This window comes from Sphingobium sp. MI1205 (assembly GCF_001563285.1).
Lineage (GTDB): Bacteria > Pseudomonadota > Alphaproteobacteria > Sphingomonadales > Sphingomonadaceae > Sphingobium.
In genome coordinates this window covers 1,303,315-1,323,605 of the sequence record NZ_CP005188.1, presented here as the reverse complement: position 1 = coordinate 1,323,605, position 20,291 = coordinate 1,303,315, and the positions used below count along the sequence as shown (strand labels likewise).

At 60.9% G+C, this 20,291-nt stretch carries 17 protein-coding genes and 2 pseudogenes; 11 read left to right on the top strand and 8 right to left on the bottom strand.

Annotation, left to right across the window (positions count from 1 at the left end; all coding sequences use genetic code 11):
- The first annotated feature begins 57 nt into the window (after positions 1 to 57).
- The 6 genes from cyoB to K663_RS06330 are packed head-to-tail and all read left to right on the top strand — an operon-like array spanning position 58 to position 5,686.
- Positions 58 to 2,076: a cytochrome o ubiquinol oxidase subunit I gene (cyoB, locus tag K663_RS06355; protein WP_062115525.1), complete on the top strand. Its 2,019-nt coding sequence runs from the start codon at positions 58 to 60 to the stop codon at positions 2,074 to 2,076.
- A gap of 6 nt (positions 2,077 to 2,082) precedes the next feature.
- Positions 2,083 to 2,727, top strand: coding sequence for a cytochrome o ubiquinol oxidase subunit III (gene cyoC, locus K663_RS06350; RefSeq protein WP_062115522.1), 645 nt, complete (start codon positions 2,083 to 2,085; stop codon positions 2,725 to 2,727).
- A complete protein-coding gene (gene cyoD / locus K663_RS06345; RefSeq protein WP_062115519.1) occupies positions 2,724 to 3,128 on the top strand; it encodes a cytochrome o ubiquinol oxidase subunit IV in 405 nt (134 codons plus the stop codon). Before cyoC ends, cyoD begins: the two co-directional genes overlap by 4 nt.
- Positions 3,125 to 3,841: an SURF1 family protein gene (locus K663_RS06340; protein ID WP_062115515.1), complete on the top strand. Its 717-nt coding sequence runs from the start codon at positions 3,125 to 3,127 to the stop codon at positions 3,839 to 3,841. Before cyoD ends, K663_RS06340 begins: the two co-directional genes overlap by 4 nt.
- Complete coding sequence (locus K663_RS06335; RefSeq protein ID WP_062115512.1) at positions 3,838 to 5,163, top strand: ATP-binding protein; 1,326 nt, start codon at positions 3,838 to 3,840, stop codon at positions 5,161 to 5,163. The genes K663_RS06340 and K663_RS06335 overlap by 4 nt, the downstream gene beginning before the upstream one ends.
- Positions 5,153 to 5,686 (top strand): response regulator transcription factor, encoded by a 534-nt coding sequence (locus tag K663_RS06330; protein WP_062115509.1) that lies wholly within the window; start codon positions 5,153 to 5,155, stop codon positions 5,684 to 5,686. Before K663_RS06335 ends, K663_RS06330 begins: the two co-directional genes overlap by 11 nt.
- Before the next feature lie 359 nt (positions 5,687 to 6,045).
- On the opposite strand, the pseudogene K663_RS06325 reads toward K663_RS06330, so the two are convergent.
- Positions 6,046 to 6,678: pseudogene (locus K663_RS06325) on the bottom strand (tyrosine-type recombinase/integrase).
- A gap of 115 nt (positions 6,679 to 6,793) precedes the next feature.
- Here K663_RS06325 and K663_RS06320 point away from each other — a divergent pair.
- The 3 genes from K663_RS06320 (at position 6,794) to K663_RS06310 (ending at position 8,296) form a co-directional block, all read left to right on the top strand.
- The gene (locus K663_RS06320; protein WP_062115506.1) at positions 6,794 to 7,084 is read left to right on the top strand and encodes a type II toxin-antitoxin system RelE/ParE family toxin; all 291 of its coding nucleotides are present in this window, start codon (positions 6,794 to 6,796) and stop codon (positions 7,082 to 7,084) included.
- Positions 7,074 to 7,376 carry a HigA family addiction module antitoxin gene (locus K663_RS06315; protein ID WP_062115503.1) on the top strand — a complete coding sequence of 101 codons (303 nt, stop codon included), beginning with the start codon at positions 7,074 to 7,076 and terminating at the stop codon, positions 7,374 to 7,376. Before K663_RS06320 ends, K663_RS06315 begins: the two co-directional genes overlap by 11 nt.
- 212 nt (positions 7,377 to 7,588) lie before the next feature.
- The gene (locus K663_RS06310) at positions 7,589 to 8,296 is read left to right on the top strand and encodes a DUF6629 family protein (RefSeq protein WP_235589534.1); all 708 of its coding nucleotides are present in this window, start codon (positions 7,589 to 7,591) and stop codon (positions 8,294 to 8,296) included.
- A gap of 118 nt (positions 8,297 to 8,414) precedes the next feature.
- Here K663_RS06310 and bla read toward each other — a convergent pair whose 3' ends face one another.
- Positions 8,415 to 9,278: a subclass B3 metallo-beta-lactamase gene (gene bla / locus K663_RS06305; protein WP_062115500.1), complete on the bottom strand. Its 864-nt coding sequence runs from the start codon at positions 9,276 to 9,278 to the stop codon at positions 8,415 to 8,417.
- A gap of 106 nt (positions 9,279 to 9,384) precedes the next feature.
- Between bla and K663_RS06300 the strand changes: the two genes are divergently transcribed.
- The gene (locus K663_RS06300; RefSeq protein WP_062115497.1) at positions 9,385 to 10,260 is read left to right on the top strand and encodes a LysR family transcriptional regulator; all 876 of its coding nucleotides are present in this window, start codon (positions 9,385 to 9,387) and stop codon (positions 10,258 to 10,260) included.
- Between the two features lie 521 nt (positions 10,261 to 10,781).
- On the opposite strand, the gene K663_RS06295 is transcribed toward K663_RS06300, so the two are convergent.
- The 3 genes from K663_RS06295 to K663_RS06285 are packed head-to-tail and all read right to left on the bottom strand — an operon-like array spanning position 10,782 to position 16,546.
- Positions 10,782 to 12,203 (bottom strand): efflux transporter outer membrane subunit, encoded by a 1,422-nt coding sequence (locus tag K663_RS06295; protein ID WP_062120458.1) that lies wholly within the window; start codon positions 12,201 to 12,203, stop codon positions 10,782 to 10,784.
- A 2-nt stretch (positions 12,204 to 12,205) separates the two neighbouring features.
- Complete coding sequence (locus K663_RS06290; RefSeq protein WP_062115494.1) at positions 12,206 to 15,394, bottom strand: efflux RND transporter permease subunit; 3,189 nt, start codon at positions 15,392 to 15,394, stop codon at positions 12,206 to 12,208.
- A 3-nt stretch (positions 15,395 to 15,397) separates the two neighbouring features.
- Positions 15,398 to 16,546, bottom strand: coding sequence for an efflux RND transporter periplasmic adaptor subunit (locus tag K663_RS06285; protein ID WP_062115492.1), 1,149 nt, complete (start codon positions 16,544 to 16,546; stop codon positions 15,398 to 15,400).
- Between the two features lie 117 nt (positions 16,547 to 16,663).
- Between K663_RS06285 and K663_RS06280 the strand changes: the two genes are divergently transcribed.
- The gene (locus K663_RS06280) at positions 16,664 to 17,248 is read left to right on the top strand and encodes a TetR/AcrR family transcriptional regulator (protein ID WP_062115490.1); all 585 of its coding nucleotides are present in this window, start codon (positions 16,664 to 16,666) and stop codon (positions 17,246 to 17,248) included.
- Between the two features lie 121 nt (positions 17,249 to 17,369).
- On the opposite strand, the gene K663_RS06275 is transcribed toward K663_RS06280, so the two are convergent.
- From K663_RS06275 to K663_RS25125, 3 genes and pseudogenes are all read right to left on the bottom strand, one after another.
- Complete coding sequence (locus K663_RS06275) at positions 17,370 to 17,627, bottom strand: hypothetical protein (RefSeq protein WP_062120456.1); 258 nt, start codon at positions 17,625 to 17,627, stop codon at positions 17,370 to 17,372.
- A gap of 626 nt (positions 17,628 to 18,253) precedes the next feature.
- Positions 18,254 to 19,447, bottom strand: coding sequence for an IS91 family transposase (locus tag K663_RS06270; RefSeq protein ID WP_062115489.1), 1,194 nt, complete (start codon positions 19,445 to 19,447; stop codon positions 18,254 to 18,256).
- Between the two features lie 4 nt (positions 19,448 to 19,451).
- Positions 19,452 to 20,259, bottom strand: a pseudogene (locus K663_RS25125) (tyrosine-type recombinase/integrase); the annotation flags it as partial.
- Positions 20,260 to 20,291: the final 32 nt, after the last annotated feature.

Sequence of the window (20,291 nt, the reverse complement as noted above, 5' to 3'; positions counted from 1 at the left end):
CCCGGCACAGGCCCGCCAAATTCCACCCTGTCTCTCTTTCGCCTGAAGGCTCTGCCCATGTCTCCCCATCCCGCATCAGAAAATAGCGGCATCTGGAAGCTGATCTTCGGTCGGCTCGACTGGAGCGCGATCCCCATTCACGAACCGATCGTGATGGGCACCTTCATCGCGGTCGTGATCGGCGGCGTGGCCATCCTTGGCCTTGTCACCAAATATCGCTTGTGGGGGGTGCTTTGGCGCGACTGGTTCACCACCGTGGATCATAAGCGCATCGGCATCATGTACATGATCCTGGGCCTCATCATGTTCGTGCGCGGTTTCGCGGACGCGCTGATGATGCGCCTTCAGCAGGCATGGGCCTTCAACGGGTCGGAAGGCTATCTGAACGCGCACCATTACGACCAGATCTTCACGGCGCACGGCGTCATCATGATCTTCTTCGTGGCGATGCCGATGATTACCGGAATCATGAACTATATGGTGCCGCTACAGATCGGCGCGCGCGACGTCAGCTTTCCCTTCCTCAATAATTTCAGCTTCTGGATGACCACTGCGGGTGCGGTCATCACCATGATGTCACTGTTCGTGGGGGAGTTTGCGCGTACCGGCTGGCTCGCCTACCCGCCCCTTTCGGGCATAGCCTACAGCCCCGGCGTCGGCGTCGATTACTATATATGGGGATTGCAGGTTGCGGGCATCGGCACGCTGCTATCGGGGGTCAACCTGATCGCGACCATCGTCAAGATGCGCGCGCCCGGCATGTCCATGATGAAGCTGCCCATCTTCGTATGGACCTCGCTTTGCGCCAACATTCTGATCGTCGCCGCCTTCCCGGTTCTGACTGCGGTCCTCGCGCTGCTCAGCCTTGACCGCTATGTCGGCACCGCCTTCTTCACCAACGACATGGGCGGCAATCCCATGATGTATGTTAACCTCATCTGGATATGGGGCCACCCGGAAGTCTACATCCTCATCCTGCCGCTGTTCGGTGTGTTCAGCGAGGTCACCTCCACCTTCTCGTCGAAGCGGCTCTTCGGCTATTCCTCTATGGTCTATGCCACGGTCGTGATCGCGATCCTCAGCTACCTCGTTTGGCTGCACCACTTCTTCACCATGGGATCGGGGGCCAGCGTCAACAGCTTCTTCGGCATCACGACGATGGTCATTTCCATTCCCACGGGGGCCAAGCTCTTCAACTGGCTCTTCACCATGTACCGGGGACGCATCCGGTTCGAACTGCCGATGATGTGGACGGTAGCATTCATGCTGACCTTCGTGGTCGGCGGAATGACCGGCGTGCTGCTCGCCGTGCCGCCCGCGGACTTCGTGCTGCACAACTCGCTGTTCCTGATCGCGCATTTCCACAATGTGATAATCGGGGGCGTGCTGTTCGGCATGTTTGCGGCAATCAACTACTGGTGGCCAAAGGCTTTCGGGTTCAGGCTTGATCGCACCTGGGGCGTCCGCAGCTTCTGGCTGTGGGTCGTGGGCTTCTGGGTCGCTTTCATGCCGCTTTACATTCTCGGCCTGATGGGCGTCACCCGCCGCATGCGCGTATTCGACGATCCTTCGTTGCAAATCTGGTTTCAGATCGCGGCGCTGGGCGCCATGATGATCGCGGCGGGTATCGCGTGCATGTTCATTCAGTTCGGCGTCAGCATCATGAAGCGCGACCAGTTGCGCGACACGACCGGGGATCCTTGGGATGGTCGCACGCTGGAATGGTCGACCAGTTCGCCTCCGCCGGACTATAACTTCGCCTTCACCCCCGTCATCCATGACGGCGACGCCTGGGCGGATATGAAGAAGCGCGGCTACCAGCGCCCGCTCACAGGTTATCAGCCGATCCACATGCCCAGCAATACGGGCACGGGGATCATCCTGTCCGGCCTGTCCGTCGCGTTCGCCGTCGGCATGATCTGGTACATGTGGTGGCTGGCGGGGCTCAGCTTCATCGGCATGCTGGCGGTCGCGATCGGCCATACCTTCAACTACAAGCGCGACTTCTACATCCCGCAGGATGTGGTCGAGCGCACCGAGGGCGAGCGCACGCGTCAACTCGCCATGCAGGGCTGAACCATCATGGCAAGCGCACCAACAGTCGATTCCGCCTTCCTCGACAAAGACGGCAGGCCGCTCTTCCACCTGCCGCACGAGCCGCATCATCCGGAAGGCTCCAGCACCATGCTGGGCTTCTGGATCTACCTGATGAGCGACTGCCTCATCTTCGCCTGCCTGTTCGCGACCTATGCGGTGCTGGGCGGCAATTATGCGGCAGGACCAAGCCCCAGGGATCTGTTCGACCTGCCGCTCGTCGCGCTGAATACTGCGATGCTGCTCTTCTCCTCCATCACCTATGGCTTTGCCATGCTGGCCATGGACAAGAACCGGGTAGCAGCAACGCAGGGCTGGCTGGCGATCACCGGCCTGTTCGGCCTCGCCTTCCTCTCCATCGAACTGTACGAATTTGCCCACCTCATCCATGAGGGCGCGACCCCGATGCGATCCGGTTTCCTGTCGGCCTTCTTCACCTTGGTCGGCACCCACGGCCTGCATGTCACCTTCGGCATCATCTGGCTGGTCACGCTGATGGTCCAGATCGCCAAAAAGGGCCTGATCCCAGCAAATCAGCGCCGCCTGATGTGCCTGTCCATGTTCTGGCATTTCCTCGACGTCGTCTGGATCGGCGTCTTCACCTTCGTCTATCTCATGGGGATGCTGCTATGAGCGCCCACGACCAACACGACGCCAACGGGCACCATGACGCCCATCATGGCGACGGCCATGCCCACGGCACCTTCGGCAGCTACATGATTGGATTTGCGCTGTCGGTGATCCTGACGGCCATCCCCTTCTGGCTCGTCATGACCGGCGTGCTTGGCGATGCGCAGCTGACGGCCTTCATCATCTTGGGCTTTGCGGTGGTGCAGATCGTCGTTCACATGATCTACTTCCTGCACATGAATACGCGTTCGGAAGGCGGCTGGACCATGTTGGCGCTGATCTTCACGATCGTGCTCGTCGTCATCACCCTGTCAGGATCCATCTGGGTCATGTATCATCTCAATCACAATATGATGCCGCAGATGCAGGGGATGAGCGCGCATGACATGAGCCAGATGCCGTGACGAGCGATGTACCTCGCCGCCGCTCGGCGGGGTTTCTCATCACTTTGTCACTCATAACCGCCCTGATCGTCGGCGGGCTTGTAGCCCTTGGCATGTGGCAGATCGACCGGCTCGCCTGGAAAGGCGACCTCATTGAAAAGGTGGCAAGCCGTGTCAATGCCGCACCCGTTCCCGCGCCCTCTACCGGGAGCAAGGAGGACGTCTACCGCCGCGTGACCGTCACCGGGCACTTCCTCCATGACCGCGCCACGCTGGTGCAGGCTTCCACTGTGCGCGGTGCGGGCTATTGGGTGCTGACCCCACTGGTCACCGATCGCGGCTTCACACTGCTGGTGAACCGCGGCTTCGTGCCGCCAGATGAGCGGTCACGATATTCGAAGCCAAAGGGCATTGTGCAGGTGACAGGTCTCATGCGCTCCTCGGAGCCGGACGGCGGCTTCCTGCGCAGCAATGCTCCTGCTGCCGACCGCTGGTATTCACGCGACGTCGCCGCCATAGCCGCCGCTCGCTCGCTTCGCTCGCCCATCGCCAACTATTTCATTGATGCCGAGCATAGCGGCCCCGCTAATACCCTGCCGATGGGCGGTCTCACCGTTCTGACATTCCCCAATAATCATCTTTCCTACGCTCTCACATGGTTCGCGCTGGCAGCCATGGCCGCTGGCGCTTACATGATCGTCATGCGGTACGAATGGAAAGAGCGTCGGGCATGACGCCGAAAACGCCCCTCAGCGCCCGCTGGCTACCCAGCAAATGGCCCGCCGACGCCGCAGGGCGGAAGAATATGGCGCTGCTGGTGCAATTGCGCTGGATCGCGATCGCGGGGCAAGTCGCAACCATAGCCTTCGTTCACTGGGGCATGGGCATCAACCTTCCGGTCGCGGCCATGCTGCTGGTAGCTTCGGTCGCTGCGATTGTGAACGTCATCACGTTCGCCGCGCTACGCCGTCGCACGGATGTCGCCCATGCGGAGCTTTTCCTGGCATTGCTGTTCGACGTACTCCTCCTCACCGCTCAACTGTATCTGTCCGGCGGGGCGACCAACCCCTTTATCACGCTGTATCTCCTTCAGGTTGCTCTGGGCGCTGTGTTGCTCGACCGGCTCAGCATTTGGGGCATCGTCCTGATGTCGATGCTGTGCGCCGCGCTGCTTTCCTTCGCGTACCAGCCCCTCGGCCTCACCGACGCATTGGAAGGGCATCTGTTCGACCTGCATATTGTCGGGACATGGATCTGTCTGGCCATGATCGCCATTCTGCTCGTACTGTTCATGACCCGCGTGACCGGCAACCTCCAGGCGCGCGAGGCCTATCTGGCTCAGCTACGCCAGCAAGCGGCCGAAGAAGAACATATCGTCCGCATGGGCCTTCTCGCTTCGGGCGCTGCCCATGAACTCGGCACGCCGCTTTCTCAACTGGCGGTCGTACTTGGCGATTGGCGGCGCATGCCAGAGATCATCGATCACCCCCCGATGGTCGAGGAGGTAGAGGAAATGCAAGCCGCTGTTCAACGCTGCAAGGCGATCGTGACCGGCATTTTGCTATCCGCCGGCGAAGCTCGCGGGGAAGCGCCGCAAGTCACCAATGTCCGTGACTTCATAGAGGGCATTGCCACTGCGTGGCGCGATACCAATCCGGGCATGCCATTGCGATGCGATTTCGGCCCCCACGACTACCCACTTATCATCGCGGACCCCGTCATCCGGCAGGCGATCGGCAATCTGCTCGACAATGCTCGGGAAGCGGGCACCACCTATATCGACTTGCTCGTCGGGCGCGACAGCACATCGCTCAATATTGCTGTTCGCGACAATGGCTGCGGTTTTTCCAAACAGATGCTCGCGGATTTCGGCAAACCCTATCGCACCAGCAAGGATAAGCAGGGCGGCGGGCTTGGACTCTTCCTAGTCGTCAATGTCGTCCGCAAACTGGGGGGCAGCGTCTCTGCCAGCAACGGCGCGGACGGTGGCGCCCTGATCCTGCTACGCCTGCCGTTGGGCACCGTCGCATTGGAGGATCAGCCCGATGTCAAATGAACGGGTCCTCATTCTGGTCGAAGATGACGAGGCCCTCACCAAGACCCTGAAGCGCTCCTTCGAACGGCGGAATTATAAGGTCCTGACCGCTGGCAGCCACGCCGCAGTCCTGTCGCAGCTGGAAAATCACAAACCCGGCTATGCCGTCGTAGATCTTAAGCTCGGCCCGGAATCAGGTCTGGTTTGCGTCCAGTCCCTGCATGCCCACAACCCCGAAATGCTGATCGTTGTCCTCACTGGTTTCGCGAGCATCGCGACCGCAGTGGAAGCGATCAAGCTGGGCGCATCCCATTATCTCGCCAAGCCATCCAACACAGACGATATCGAAGCAGCCTTTGCCCGATCCGCAGGCGACCCCTCAACCCCTCTCGCCCCACGTCCTACATCGATCAAGACGCTGGAATGGGAGCATATCCACGAGGTGCTGAAAGACAGCGATTTCAACATTTCAGAGGCAGCGCGCCGCTTGGGCATGCACCGCCGCACGCTGGCCAGAAAGCTCGCCAAGCGCCAGGTCGGGTGAGAATGCGGTGAGGGGAATCGCAAGGTTCACCTAAGGGACTGTAATCAAGTAAATTGCTGCACTGCAGCAAGAAATTAGGCCCCATACAGTGGCCCCACTCCCTTCCCGTAAATCGGGTTCGAAGCTTAAACATGGCTCACTGGCGGGCTACGCTTGTGCAAAGCCACAATACCTCGTCGAGCCAGCCCTAGCAATTTCCAACCGCCCGCTGACCAAGATTTTTCTTGCTGCTGTGATTACTAACGTCGGCTGCCCGCGAACAAAGCGGTCATTCCTTGGCCCACTTCGGTCCGTCGATACCTGCCGCTCATTCATGAGATGATTCCGGCCCCCTTTTGGGGTGAGGGCTGGAACCGGTGTCAGATTTCGGTGCGCTCAGATAGTGTCAGCGCATCGTCGACGTCCACGCCAAGATATCTGACGGTGTTTTCAATATTGGTATGACCCAGCAAGATTTGCACTGCGCGAAGATTGCCGGTTGCCTTATAGATCAGTGCAGCCTTCGTCCTTCGCATCGAGTGCGTACCGTACTCCCGTTTGTCGAGACCGATCGTTGAGACCCACTCATCGACAAGGCGCGCATACTGCCGTGTGCTCAGGTGACCGAGATAATCAATACGGCTTGGGAACACGAAGTCACGGATTGTTCCGCCGCGCCGGTCAAGCCATGCCCTCAGACTCGTTCGTGTCTCGGACATGATCTCGAATTGCACCGGACGACCGGTCTTCTGCTGGATGACCGTCGCACGATCACGAAATGACCCAGCGCTCATCAGATCACCGATCTTGAGCTTCACCAGATCACAGCCGCGCAGCTTACTGTCGATAGCTAGGTCAAATAGCGCCCGGTCGCGCAGACGTCTGTGCTCATCGAGATAGAAGCGGATCGCCCAGATATCGCGCGGCTTCAGCGGTCGCTTTGGGCCGACGTTTTTACCGGCATTTCATGGATGCCGCTCATGAATGGCAGGGTCTAGGTCTGAATGTCCCATGTTACGTCTCCGATGACCGGAATGGCCAAGGCCGCAATAAACCCCGTTGCCGGATAAGCTTAGACAAGTGTCGCGCGACACTTGACATTTGTGCGTGACGAGTCATAATCTAAGAATGGAAATTGAGAGCATCAGGCACAAAGGCCTGCGCCGCTTCTTTGAGACCGGCAACGCTAAAGGCTTGGTTGGAGATGCAGGACGGTTGCGTAAGATGCTTGCTTTCATCGACGCTGCGGAAAGCTTCGATGAACTGTCGGTGCCCCCGAATTTCGGATTGCATGAGCTGACAGGCGACCGGAAAGGTAGCTGGTCGATGACGGTGACAAGAAACTGGCGAATGACCTTTGGCTTGAATGACGAAGGCGCGCTCGTCGATATGGATTTGGAGGATTATCATGGCGCTTAAGATGCACCCTTCGCTCGCCGTCCACGTCGGCGACTGGCTGAAGACGGAAATTGTTGAGCCGGCACAGGTCAGCGTAACGGCCTTGGCAGAGCATTTTGGCGTCTCGAGGCAGGCACTTAGCACCTTGTTGAACGGTAATGCGAACCTCTCTGCCGATATGGCTATTCGGTTCGAGAAGGCTTTCGGGCTCAAGGCCGATACGCTGTTGCGGATGCAGACCGCCTATGAACTGGCCCAAGCCCGTGAGCATGAGCGCGACATCAAGGTCCAGAAGTTTGCAAGAGCCGCCTGACCGCCATCAATTGCGGCCACTCAGTGTGCCGAAGCCCCTGTCTGGTTGCTGTCGGTCGTTCATCTGGAGGGGGACATGTGCGCCCAATTTGTTTCGCCCTTCCGTCATCGTACTGGCTATATGGCAGAAAGCACTGCACAGCAGTTCCTGCCGTTTCTATTGGAGTGAGCCGCATCTGCTATTCGGCCAGCGCCAGCTTTGTTGCCTCCGGCGTGATCGGGTCGATCGGCGTGGCGACGCTGAGCCATGTCCGGGAGCCGCGCGCGCTGCTGTTTGCCGCCGTACCCCTCTTGTTCGCTGCCCATCAGTTCACCGAAGGCTTCGTCTGGCTCGGGCTGGATGGCCGGATCGGACCGGTGGCGCTCGATCACGTCACTTTCCTGTTCATGTTCTACGCCCAAGGCGTCCTGCCTTTTCTGATGCCGCTCGCGGTCCTGCTGATGGAGCCGCCCGGTCAGCGCCGCAGCGCTATCATGGCGCTGACCGTTCTCGGCGCGCTCGTATGTGCGTGGATGATCTATGGGCTGATCTTCTTCGAGAGCACCTGTTCCGTCGAGCAGTATTCCATCGCCTACCGCAACCCGCTCACTGGCAATTTCGGGGTGTCGCTGCTGTATATTCTCGCCACCTGCGGCGCGCTGGTGCTTTCTACCCATCGCGTCGTCAGATGGTATGGGGTACTCAACATCATCGGCCTGACGATTGCACAGCTCGTAAAGGAGTTCGCTTTCGCCTCTGTCTGGTGTTTCTATGCCGCGACCCTGAGCATGGTGATCTACTGGCAGTTCAGGCGGCGAAACATCGACGTCGAAACGCCCAATGGCACTTCGCCGTTCCCCCGACCGTTCCTCCTTCCCTGGCTGCGTCTGAACGGCGCAGCCGTCTCAAAGCCGCAAGGAACAAGTGGAACGGATTTATAGAAGCGTCTGTACTCGCCAACTTAGCGGTCGTTCAAGCCTAGAGATCACCTTGCGAAAGCAGTCGTCCGCTCAGACTCCCTACGCGCCCACTCCGCTCAGGTGCCAATCATGAGGACATTCAGCGCCGCTGTGATTTCATGCGCTGGCCCAGCGCTTTGCGCGAGTGTTCGGCATAAGCGCGGCAGGCTCCGGGGTGGTCGTTGTACCGGCCTTCGCCGGCATTGTCCGGGTGGGCCGAGATCAGGATATCGCAGGGGGTCTTGTTCATCGCTTTATAGCTTTTGCTGAAACCGGTGACGATCGGGCGCGCGGTCGGCGCGGTGTAACGATAATCGTCGGTCGATACCGGGTTCAAGCTCGCGGCAAATATGATCATCCGGCACGTCCGCTGTTCGCACGACTTCCAGCGCCAGCTCATGCTGCCCATGGTATGACCCGGCGTTGCCAGCGCGGTGACCGTTGTATTACCCAGCCGCAGGGTTTGGTGGTCGCGGATGGTTTGAACCTTTGCCACGGCCGGCCAGGAGCCGCCATAACCATGCTGCGGATCATCGGCAGCAAGGCGACCGGCCAGCAGTCCTTCCGCACCCCGTGGACTGGCGACGACGGTAGCGCCCGTGTCGCGCGCCAGCGCCGCGATGCCACCGGCATGGTCGAAATGGGGTTCGGTGCTGAGAATATATTTGATGTCGCGCGGATGAAAGCCCAGCCGCCTGACATTGTCGAGGATGGCGGGTGCAGCCTGCGGTAACGCGCCATCAATCAGAATCAGCCCCGCACCTGTGTCGATCAAGGCGACACTCAGACCGCCGAAGCCAACAAGATAGCTATTGCCGAAGATTTTCTGTGGCGGCAGGGGGGAAAGCCATTCTGCGGTTCGGGAGCCGATAATGGGCTTGGTCAGGACGTCCTCCTGCGTTTGCGCCAATAGACTAATCGAGCCCAACAATGCTGCCAACGCGCCCGCCGTTAAAAGTCGCATCCTCGACATTTACAAATCTCCTTCGCAGCCAGGATTGCGACATGGACGATGCAGAAACAAAGCATCATTTCTCGACAGAGTCATGAGTTTAATTCATAACTAAGCGATGGATCGATCCCAGCTTCCTCTCAATGCCCTACGTGCTTTCGAGGCGGCGGCGCGCCATCTCAACTTCACTCGCGCCGCGATCGAACTGTGCGTCAGTCAAGGGGCCGTGAGCCATCAGGTTGCGCAACTCGAACGGCGGCTCGGCACCCGTCTGTTCCATCGGCTGCCGCGGGGCTTGGCACTAACCGACGACGGGCAGGCTCTGGTGCCAGTGCTGGCCGACATGTTCGATCGGGTAGGCGCTTTGCTCGACCAATATACGGACGGTCGATTTCGCGAGGTGTTGCACATCGGCGTCGTCGGTACGTTCGCGACCGGCTGGCTGCTTCATCGGCTTGGCGGGTTCGAGCGTGCCTGTCCTCACATCGACTTGCGCGTTTCAACCAACAACAACCGCGTCGACATCGCGGGCGAAGCGCTCGACTTCGCGATCCGCTTCGGGGACGGCGCGTGGCATGGCACCATTGCAGAACCGCTGTTCGAGGCTAGGTTGACCCCGCTCTGCGCGCCGTCGATCGCCCACCGGCTGAGCAGCCCCCGCGACCTGACCCAGGAATTATTATTGCGTTCCTATCGGCCCGACGAATGGCGTCGCTGGTTTGAAGCGGCAGGTGCCTCTCAACCCGTGCTGCGCGGCCCGGTATTCGACAGCTCCGCACTGATGGTTGCGGCGGCGGCAAATGGCCTGGGAGTAGCGCTGGCGCCCGCTGCGATGTTTACATACGAACTAATCGCCGAGCACCTAGTCCAGCCATTCGACATTGCGGTCGATGCTGGGCGCTACTGGCTGACCCGGCTTATATCGCGAAAGGACAGCGATGCTATGCGTTCATTTCGGCACTGGCTGATGAATGAGGTTGCAGCGGAGGCGTGATCGTATCCCAAAATGGCTTGCCCACCATGGAGTGACAGCCAATAATGCGGATCGATTATTATTATTATTATTCGCTGAACTCGCCCTAAGGTCGGGTCTGTCAGGCAACGAACGCCAACATAGCTGACGTTCGCGATACTTCGCTTGTCTTCCAAACCGGCCGTTCATTCAGGCGGCGGCTTGTGGCGCCTCTTGGGCAGATAGGAGAATGGCCGGTTTCGACCGGCGCCCCTATACAGCTGCCGTTGCCCCCTGACGGAAAACCTTGCTTTCGAAGTTGCTGGGCAGTTTTCCCATCCGACAGGGCTTTTCGTGCATTTCGCCAAACCGGACTGCGGTACGATGCCGCAGGCACGTTCTTACTGTAAAATTGGTCGGATCTAAAAAACCGGAATACATCTGTTTTCCGACAGACAAATTGAACCCATACCGGCGCTCATTGGTTCATTTATTTGACGAAAACTCTCGGAAACCCTTCTTTATTTGGAGATCTGTAAGGATGCAGTCTTGCCGTAACGAGGCTATTTCAACCCGCCACCGATAGAACGGTAGATCTCTACCATATTGCTTGCCCGGATCAGCCGCGTAGCGACCAGTGCCTGCTCGGCATTGTAGAGCGTGCGCTGGGCATCGAGCGTCGTCAGGAAGTCATCGACACCCGCCCGGAAGCGGGCGTCCGACAGGCGATAGCCGGCCCGCGCGGAGTCCCGCAGCGAGGTCTGCGCTTCCAGTTGCGCGGTCATCGTCGCCCGCCGGGTGAGTGCATCGGCGACTTCCCTGAAGCCCGTCTGCACACTCTTCTCGTACGTTGCGACCATGGCATCGTAAGTGGCGCGAGCGTAGCGAAGGTTGCCCTGGTTCTTGCCGAAATCGAAGATTGGCACAGTGGCCGAGGGCGCCACTGACCAGAAGTCGCTACCCGATTTGAACAGGTTGGAGAGGCCAAGGCTTACGGTTCCGAAAGCGGCGGTGAGCGAAATGTTCGGGACGAACGCCGCGCGGGCCGCGCCGATATTGGCGTTGGCCACCTTCAACCGGTGCTCTGCGGCGGCAATGTCCGGGCGGCGCAACAGCAGCGTTGAAGGCAGATCCGCCGGCAGGTTGGTCAGCGTCACGTCGCTTTCGGGCAGTGTGGCCGGAAGGACGTCGGGCGCGAGGCTGGTTCCCGCCAGCAGATCGAGCGCATTCTTGTCCTGCGCGACCAGGGTGGCTGCCGAGGCAATGTCAGAACGGGCCTGATCGTAGCTGGTCTGGGCCTGATGCACTTCGAGTTCGGAAGCGACGCCCTTGGCGAACCGCGCCTTGGTGAGATCGAGCGTCTGTCCGAATGCCGTTTCGAGATCTCGGGCGATCCGAAGCCGTTCCTGATCCGCCGCCATCGTCAGCCATGCCGTCGCCGTTTCGGCGATCAGCGAGACCTGCGCGGCATTGCGGTTCTCGACTGAGGCGAAGTAGGATTCCTGCGCGGCCTTGCTCAGATTGCGGACCCGACCGAAGAGATCGATCTCCCATGCCGAAACGCCCACCGGGGCGCTGTAAATGTCCGTCCGGCCGGTTGCCGATCCGGAGCCGCCCGCCGATGACTGGGCGAACGGCTGATCCTGATAGGTCGCGCTGCCGCTGGCGCCCAGCGTGGGCAGCAGATCAGCACGCTGCGCGCGGTATTGTGCGCGCGCCTGCTCGACATTGGCGACCGCAATGCGCAAGTCGCGGTTGTTGTCAAGCGCGGTCTGGATGACGCGCACCAAGCGCGGGTCAGTGAAGAAATCCTTCCAAGCGGTATCGGCCGACACGCTGGCCGCATCATCCGCCGTCCCTTCGACTGGCGCCGATGGACTCGTCGCGGGGACGGGCAGTTCGGGGCGGACATATTTGGGCGCCATGTTGCAGGCCGCCAGCGCGAGCGCCAGCGAAGTGGCGGTAAGCGCTTTCACATTTCGCATTTTCATGCCTCCTGCGACGCGGTCGGAGCCTCGCCGTCGAGATTTGCACCGTCCGTTCCGTGGTGTTCGCGGAACAGGCGTTTCACCACGGTGAAGAACACGGGTACGAAGAAGATTGCCAGAACGGTGGCGGAGACCATCCCGCCCACCACGGCCCAGCCTATCGCGTTCTGGCCGCCGGCGCCCGCGCCGGTGGAGAGCGCAAGCGGCAACACGCCGAATATGAAGGCGAAGCTTGTCATCAGAATCGGCCGCAGACGCAGCTTGCCGGCTTCGAGGGCCGCCTGCACCGGAGACAGTCCGCCCCGCATCTTCTCTTCCGCGAACTCGACGATAAGGATCGCGTTCTTGGCCGAAACGCCGATGGTCGTGATGAGGCCCACCTGCAGGTAGATATCGTTGTTGAGACCCACCAGCGTCGCCGCGATCACTGCGCCGAGCACGCCGAGGGGCACGACCAGAATGACCGCGATCGGCACCGACCAGCTCTCATAGAGCGCGGCAAGGCACAGGAACACGATCAGCATGGACAGCGCGTAGAGCGCCGGGGCCTGGCCGCCGGAGGTCCTTTCCTCATAGGAAATGCCGCTCCATTCAAGGCCGACGCCCGCGGGCAGCTTGCTGGCAAGCTGTTCGACGACCTTCATCGCCTCACCGGTCGAAACGCCCGACGCCGGCGCACCCATGATCTGCATCGACGAAACGCCGTTGAAGCGTTCAAGCTTGGCCGGGCCATAGGTCCATTCCGTCCTCCCGAAGGAGGAGATCGGCGCCATCACACCGGAATTGCCCCGCACGAAGAACGCGCCAATCGCGTCGGGAGTGGAGCGGAACTGGCCATCGGCCTGCACGAACACCCTTTTCACACGGTCGCGGTCGATGAAGTCATTGACGTAGGTACTGCCCATCGCGGTGCTGATGGTCGCATTGATGTCGGACTGGGCGATGCCGAGAGTACCGGCAGCGGCCTGATCGACATTGAGCTTGAGCTGAGGCGTGTCCTCAAGACCGTTGGGACGAACTTGCGCCAGACGCTCGTCACCGGCGGCCATGCCGAGGAACTGGTTTCGCGCTTCGAGCATCTTCTGATGGCCAAGACCGCCCCTGTCGACGAGCTGGAACTCGAAGCCCGTGGCGTTACCCAGTTCCTGCACGGCGGGCGGAGCAAAGGCGATGACCATGCCGGAGGATATCTTGTGGAACGCCATGTTGGCGCGCTGCGCGATCGCCATCACCGCGTTGTCCTTGCCCTTGCGTTCGGACCAGTCCTTCATGCGGACAAAGGCAAGGCCCACATTCTCTCCCTGTCCGACGAATCCGAAGCCCGAGATCGTGAAGATGTCAGCGACGTTGGCCTTTTCATTCTTGAAGTAGTAATTGCGCACTCGGGCGAGCGTGCGTTCGGTTTCCTCCAGGGTCGTGCCCGCCGGCATCGACACCTGATTGATCAGGATGCCCTGGTCTTCGTCGGGCAGGAAACCGCCGGGAATCCGCAGGAAGATGACACCCATGCCAATCACGATGGCGGCATAGATCAGCATCGTTCGGACCCAACGGCGTTCAACTTTCTCTACCGTCCCGCCGTAGCGTCCCACCCCGCGATCGAACGCGGCATTGAACCAGGCGAAGAAACGGTTGAACAGGCCAGCGATACCGGTCTGCTTACCTTCGCCATGACCATGGCCGTCCTTAGCCGGCTTGAGGATGGTCGCGCAAAGCGCCGGCGTCAGGATTAGGGCGACCAGCACCGAAAGCACCATCGAGGAGACTATCGTGATCGAGAATTGGCGGAAGATCACGCCGGTGGAACCGCCGAAGAACGCCATCGGCAGGAACACCGCCGAAAGCACGAGGCCGATGCCGACCAGCGCACCGCTGATCTCGTCCATCGACCTGCGCGCCGCTTCCCTGGGGCTCAGCCCTTCAGTCTGGATGAGACGTTCGACATTCTCCACTACGACAATGGCATCATCGACCAGGAGGCCGATCGCCAGGACCATGCCGAACAGGGTCAAGGTATTGATGGTAAAGCCGGCCAATTGCAGGATCGCGATCGATCCCAGCAGGACCACAGGGACGGCGATGGTGGGGATCAGCGTCGCGCGCCAGTTTTGCAGGAACAGGAACATGACGAGGAAGACGAGCACGACTGCTTCGACAAGTGTATGGACAACCTGCTCGACGGAGAGCTTGACATAAGTCGAGTTATCGACCGGGAACTTGTACTTCACCCAGCTCGGAAAGTCCTTGGAGAGCTGGTCGATCTTCGTCTTCACACCGTCCACGGTATCGAGGGCGTTGGCGCCGGGCGCCAGCTTGATGCCCAAGCCCGCGGCTGGATGGCCGTTGAGTGAGGCGCCGAAGCTGTAGTTTTCGGCGCCCAGTTCGACGCGTGCGACGTCGGAAAGGTGGACCACCGAGCCATCGGGATTGTTCCGCAGCATGATCTTGCGGAATTGCTCGGCGGTGCGCAGGCGCGACTGGGCGGCTATCGTGGCGTTGAGCGCTTGTCCCTTGGGTGACGGCGAAGCGCCGACCTGGCCGGCGGAAACCTGTGCGTTCTGCGCCCGGATCGCGGCGGTCACATCAGTCGCGGTAACGCCCAGACTGGCCATCTTGGTCGGATCGAGCCAGACGCGCATGGCGTATTGCGCACCCAGAAGCTGGGTATCACCCACGCCGTTCAGGCGGCTGATCGGGTCCTGCAACGAGGATGCGATGAAGTCGCCCGCATCCTGCTGGTCGTGGATACCATCATCGGCATAGATGGCCATGATCATGAGAAATGTGGCGCTCGACTTGGTCACGCGCAGGCCCTGCTGCTGCACTTCCTGCGGAAGCAGCGGCGTCGCCTGTGCGAGTTTGTTCTGCACCTGAACCTGAGCGATGTCAGGATCGGTGCCCTGCTCGAACGTCAGGGTGATGGTCAGGCGGCCCGCGCCGTCACTCGATGACGAGAAGTAGCGCAAGTGGTCGATGCCCTTGAGCTGCTGCTCGATCACCTGCGTCGTCGTGCTTTCCAGCGTCTCCGCGTTGGCGCCGGGATAGCTGGTCGATATCTGCACGGCGGGCGCCGCGATTTCAGGGAACTGGGCCACAGCCAGTGAGCGGATTGCCAGGACGCCTGCAAGCATCATGACGATGGCGATGACCCATGCGAAGATGGGCCGGTCTATGAAATAGCGGGACATGGGTTACCTGGTTCCCCCCGCCGAAACGGTAATCTGCTGGGGCTTGCCCGGTTTGACGACCGCACCCGGGCGCAAGTTCATCAAACCCTCTACGATCAGCCTGTCACCGGTGTGGAGGCCCTTGGTCACGATCCACTTGTCGCCGACCGCGCGATCCGTTTCGATCTGGCGGACTTCAACTTTGTCGCCCTTGCCCACCACCATTGCAGTGGCGCGGCCACGTGGATCGCGCGTCACACCCTGCTGCGGGGCAAGGATGACATTCCTGCGCAGCCCTTCGACGAGCTTCGCCCGAACGTACATGCCAGGGAGCAGCAATCCGTCGGGGTTCGGGAACGTCGCGCGCAGAATCACCGAGCCCGAGTTGGGATCGACCGTGACGTCGGCGAATTGCAGGCGGCCCTCGATTGGATATACCGTATTGTTGGGCAGAATTAGTTGGATCCGCGCTCCTTCGGCCTCGCTGACACCGCCCGATGCCATGGCCTGCTTCAGGTCGATGATCTGCGCGGCGGACTGCGTGACATCGACATAGACGGAGTCCGTGCGCTGGATCGTCGCCAGAGCGTCCGCCTGCGCCGCCGAAACGAGCGCGCCGGGCGTGTAGAGCGAACGACCGATGCGGCCGGAGATGGGCGCGCGAATGCGGGTGAAGTTCTGGTTCACCTGCGCGGATTGAAGCGCTCCTTGCTGCGCTGCAACATTGGCGCGCGCCTGCTGTGCGGCGGCTGCTGCGTCGTCGTATTGTTGCTTGCTGACCGCGTTGATGGCCAGCAGCTCCTTGTAGCGCTGCGCCTGCATTGCCGTGGATTGGATCGTCGACCTGGCAACGGCGAGCGCCCCCCTAGCCTGCGCGACGGCCGCGCGATAAGGCGCATCCTCGATCTCGTAGAGGATCTGCCCGGCCTTGACGTAGCTGCCTTCGGTGAACAGGCGACGACGGATGACGCCGGTGATTTGCGGGCGGACATCCGCCGTTTCCAGCGCCTCGACGCGACCGGGGAGCTCGTTGGTGAGTGCCGCCGATTCGATATGCAGCGTGACGACGCCGACTGTCGGGGCCGGTGGTGCCGCGGGTTGCCGCTCACCGCAGGCACCGAGAGTAAGTGCGGAGGCGCAGGCGAGAAACCCTGCTGCTATCGCCTTTTGCATGATGCTCCTTGTCGCGACCGTTGGAGGGATATTTGAGAATGAACGATCATTCACATTGCATCGCACCTAAAATTCTGCCATGGAGATTTCAAGCAAAAAGATCTGGGAAAGGATAAAATGACTGCGGTGCAACAAAAACTGCTCAGCGCGGATCGCATCCGGGTTGCCGCAAAGGAATTGTTTGCGACAAGGGGCTTTCACCAGTCATCGATGTCGGAACTCGCGGCAGCGGCGGACATGTCGGTCGGGCTGATCTACCGCTCGTTCAAGAGCAAGGGAGAGATCATTGAAGCGATCGTGCACGCTGATTTCGACGAGAGGCTCGCAGCGCTTAACGATTTGCGGGCGCGGTTTGACAATGGCGAACTGACCATTCTTGAAACCTTCCGGGAACTGTTCCTGCAGGTCATCGACGAGGACGATGAAGCGTTATCTTTCGACATCATCGCCGAAGGCTTCCGGAACGAAAGCGTCGGTCGAACCATCGGCGAAATGTGCGGGCGCTTTCGCGGATGCCTCCGCCATTTTGCACAAGCGGTGAACCCATCGCTGGATGAAGACGAACTGGAAGCTGCGACGGAGTTGTTGCTCGGGTGCGTGTTCGGTCTGGGGCATCGCAGCATATCCATGCCCAAGCTCAGCGCGGCAGGCATTGCGGATATCAGCGCGCGCATGATGGTCGCGGCCCTAGAGGGGATCTGAGCCGAGAGTCGTGAAAGAGGTGACGTAGCGCAGTCTAAGCGGCTTGGTGCTTCACGATTTTATCTTGGCCGCTCGCCAGGACCCGCTGTCGGCGGCAAAGAAACGCGCGGGAACGACGCTGTCAGTGGCTCTTGCGGTGCTTTCCCCCGTACCGCTTGCTGCAAAACTGCTCGAGCTCAGCCATTTCGCGTGCCGCAGCGGCAGCAGTCGCCACATCACAGGGCATTGACTTTTCGGCTGTCGATATCCTGGCATCGACGCGTTCTCGAAGCTCCTCAATGTCAGCCCTGTTCAAGACATTTTTCTCACGCAGATAGCAGATCAGGCTCTGTAGGATAATGATTGCCTTCTCGCCGGAATCGATCTCGATGCCTTCCATGGTCTTTCCTGTCCTCTCTATGCCCCAGTTTTTCTGGGTGTCTGTCAACTCTCAGTCTCGTGCGTGAAGAATCGAAAGACAAGCAGAATTTCCGCAATTTTCATCTGGAACTATGAAGGGGTGCCGGCTTTCAACCGCACGGGCTGGTCATCGCAGAAGCGATATCCGCTTTATCGTATGGAAAAACAGGCTGTCACGGCGGCTTGCAAGCATTCACTTCCGGCTTGGCAGTAACCGGATTCGGGGGCGCGTAGCTGGCGCGCGGGCACGCTACCTGGGATGTCCGCTATCCCGATCGGCGATCCGGAAAGGAGCCGTTCCGGATCGTCGAAGGGTTTCGGGCGCCGACAAGCGTACTAAGCCCGGACAGGTACGACCCGCGGATCGGTAGGTGCTAAGCTATGGGGATGTCGGATTCGGCGGGGTCTGCGGTGCCGACGGAGTGCAACCTGACGGCGGCGCGGACCGCATCAACCACGCGTATTTTCGGTGACGGGACCACGTATATGATCGTCGTTTTGGCGCCCCATCGCAGCATTTGGGATTGGAGTCGGCGACGGAGGTGAGAGTTCGCGTTTCCAGCGAGGCGACGGCCGCTGGATTGGTTAGTTGCAGGCCATGCCGGGTTATGGCGCGAGCTCCCGGATTGGCGGCGTCATTGTCGGCGGTGCCCGTGGTTGCTGCCAGCGCTCGAAGGTCTCGATGATGACCATGTGCCCGCCGCAGCACGGGCACGGCGGCCGCTGGTCGGCAGGCTCGTCGGTGTTGTCGTTGACCGGTTCGGGCGCAACCTCGAGCAACTGGCGGGCGAGTGCCAGGCTGGCCTTGCGGGCGGATCCGCCGAGCAGACTGTAATGGCGGATGCGGTGGAACCCGCGCGGCAGGACGTGGAGCAGGAACCGCTGGATGAACGCGTCGGTGGCGAGTGTCATGACCCGCTGCCGCTCGGGGCCGTCGCGGCGATAATCCTTGTAGCGGAAGGTGACGCCGTTGCCATCAAACGCGATCAGCCGCCGGTTCGAGATCGCGATCCGGTGGGTGTAACGCGACAGATAGGCGAGCACCGCCTGTGGTCCCGCGAAGGGTTGCTTGGCATAGACCACCCAGCGCTTCTTCCGCACAGGCGACAGGAAGCGCAGGAACGCCCGCCGTTGGGCGAGCGGCGCGACGCCCCCGCCTAAGAAGAGCCGTCCGGCGTCGTACAAGGCCAGCAGCCGGGTCAGGAACAGCCGTCGGAACAGCTTGCCGAGCACGCGCACCGGTAGGAGAAAGGCAGGCCGCGACGATATCCAGCGCTGCCCGTCACGCGATATCCCGCCGCCTGGCACGATCATGTGCACGTGCGGGTGGTGCGTCATCGCCGAGCCCCAGGTGTGGAGCACGGCGGTGATGCCGATCCGCGCGCCGAGATGCTTCGGATCGGCGGCGATGGTGAGCATCGTCTCCGACGCCGCGCGGAACAGCAGGTCGTAGAGCGCCGCCTTGTTCTGCCACGCGATGTCGGCGATCTCGGCGGGCAGCGTGAACACGACGTGGAAGTAGCCGACCGGGAGCAAGTCGGCCTCGCGTGCCGCCAACCAGTCGCGTGCTGCGGCGCCCTGGCATTTGGGACAGTGCCGGTTGCGGCAGGAGTTGTAGGCGACTCGCCAGTGCCCGCAGTCTTCGCAGGCCTCGACGTGGCCGCCCAGCGCAGCGGTGCGGCAGTTCTCGACCGCCGTCATCACCTTGAGCTGGACGAGGTTCAGGTGCCCGGCATGAGCGGCCCGGTAGCCGGGCCCGGCAGCGCGGAAGATGTCAGCGACCTCGAGTGAGGCGCGCACCGGCTCAACCGGACGGCGATCCTTGCGAGTCCGGGAACATGCCCAGGCGATCGAGCGGGCTGACCACTGCCTTCACCGTGCGAGTTGCCACCCGGGTGTACAGCGTCGTGGTCTGCAATTGGGAATGCCCCAGCAGCACCTGGATGATACGGACATCGACGCCGTCTTCGAGCAGGTGGGTGGCGAAGCTGTGGCGCAATGTATGCGGCCCAACCCGCTTGGTGATCCCGGCGGCATGGGCGGCTTCGGCAGCAATGCGGAACACTTGCCGGGTGCTGATGGGTTTGAGGTAATGCATGCCTGGGAACAGCCAGCCATCGGGATGCATCACACCCTCTTTGCGCCCGATCTTCCACCATTCCCGCAGGAGAACGAGCAGGTCATGGGCGAGCATGGCATTGCGATGCCGGCCGCCCTTGCCGCACTCAACCCGGAGCAGCATGCGTTCGCTGTCGATCACGGACCCTGAGGCGGGACACTTCCCCTGCGCGCAGGCCGGCTCCATAGGCAACGGACAGGATCGCCTGGTGCTTGATACTGGTCGCGGCATTCAGCATCCGGCCCACTTCGTCCCGGCTGAGCACGGTCGGCAAGGCGCGAGGATGCTTCACCCGGTGGAGCTTGCGGGTCAGGTCAGGACGATCCAGTGTTCGTATGTAGAAGAACCGGAGCGCTGACACGCCGGTGTTCATGGCCGGGGCGCCGAACCCCATCTCCGACTGCTCGATCTGGTAGCGGCGCAAATCTTCATCGGTTGCCGTGTCAGGTGGCCGTCCAAGCCAGATCGCGAACCGCTCGACATCGCGCAAGTATCTGGCGTTCGATCTGCCGGTCGGCCCCCTGC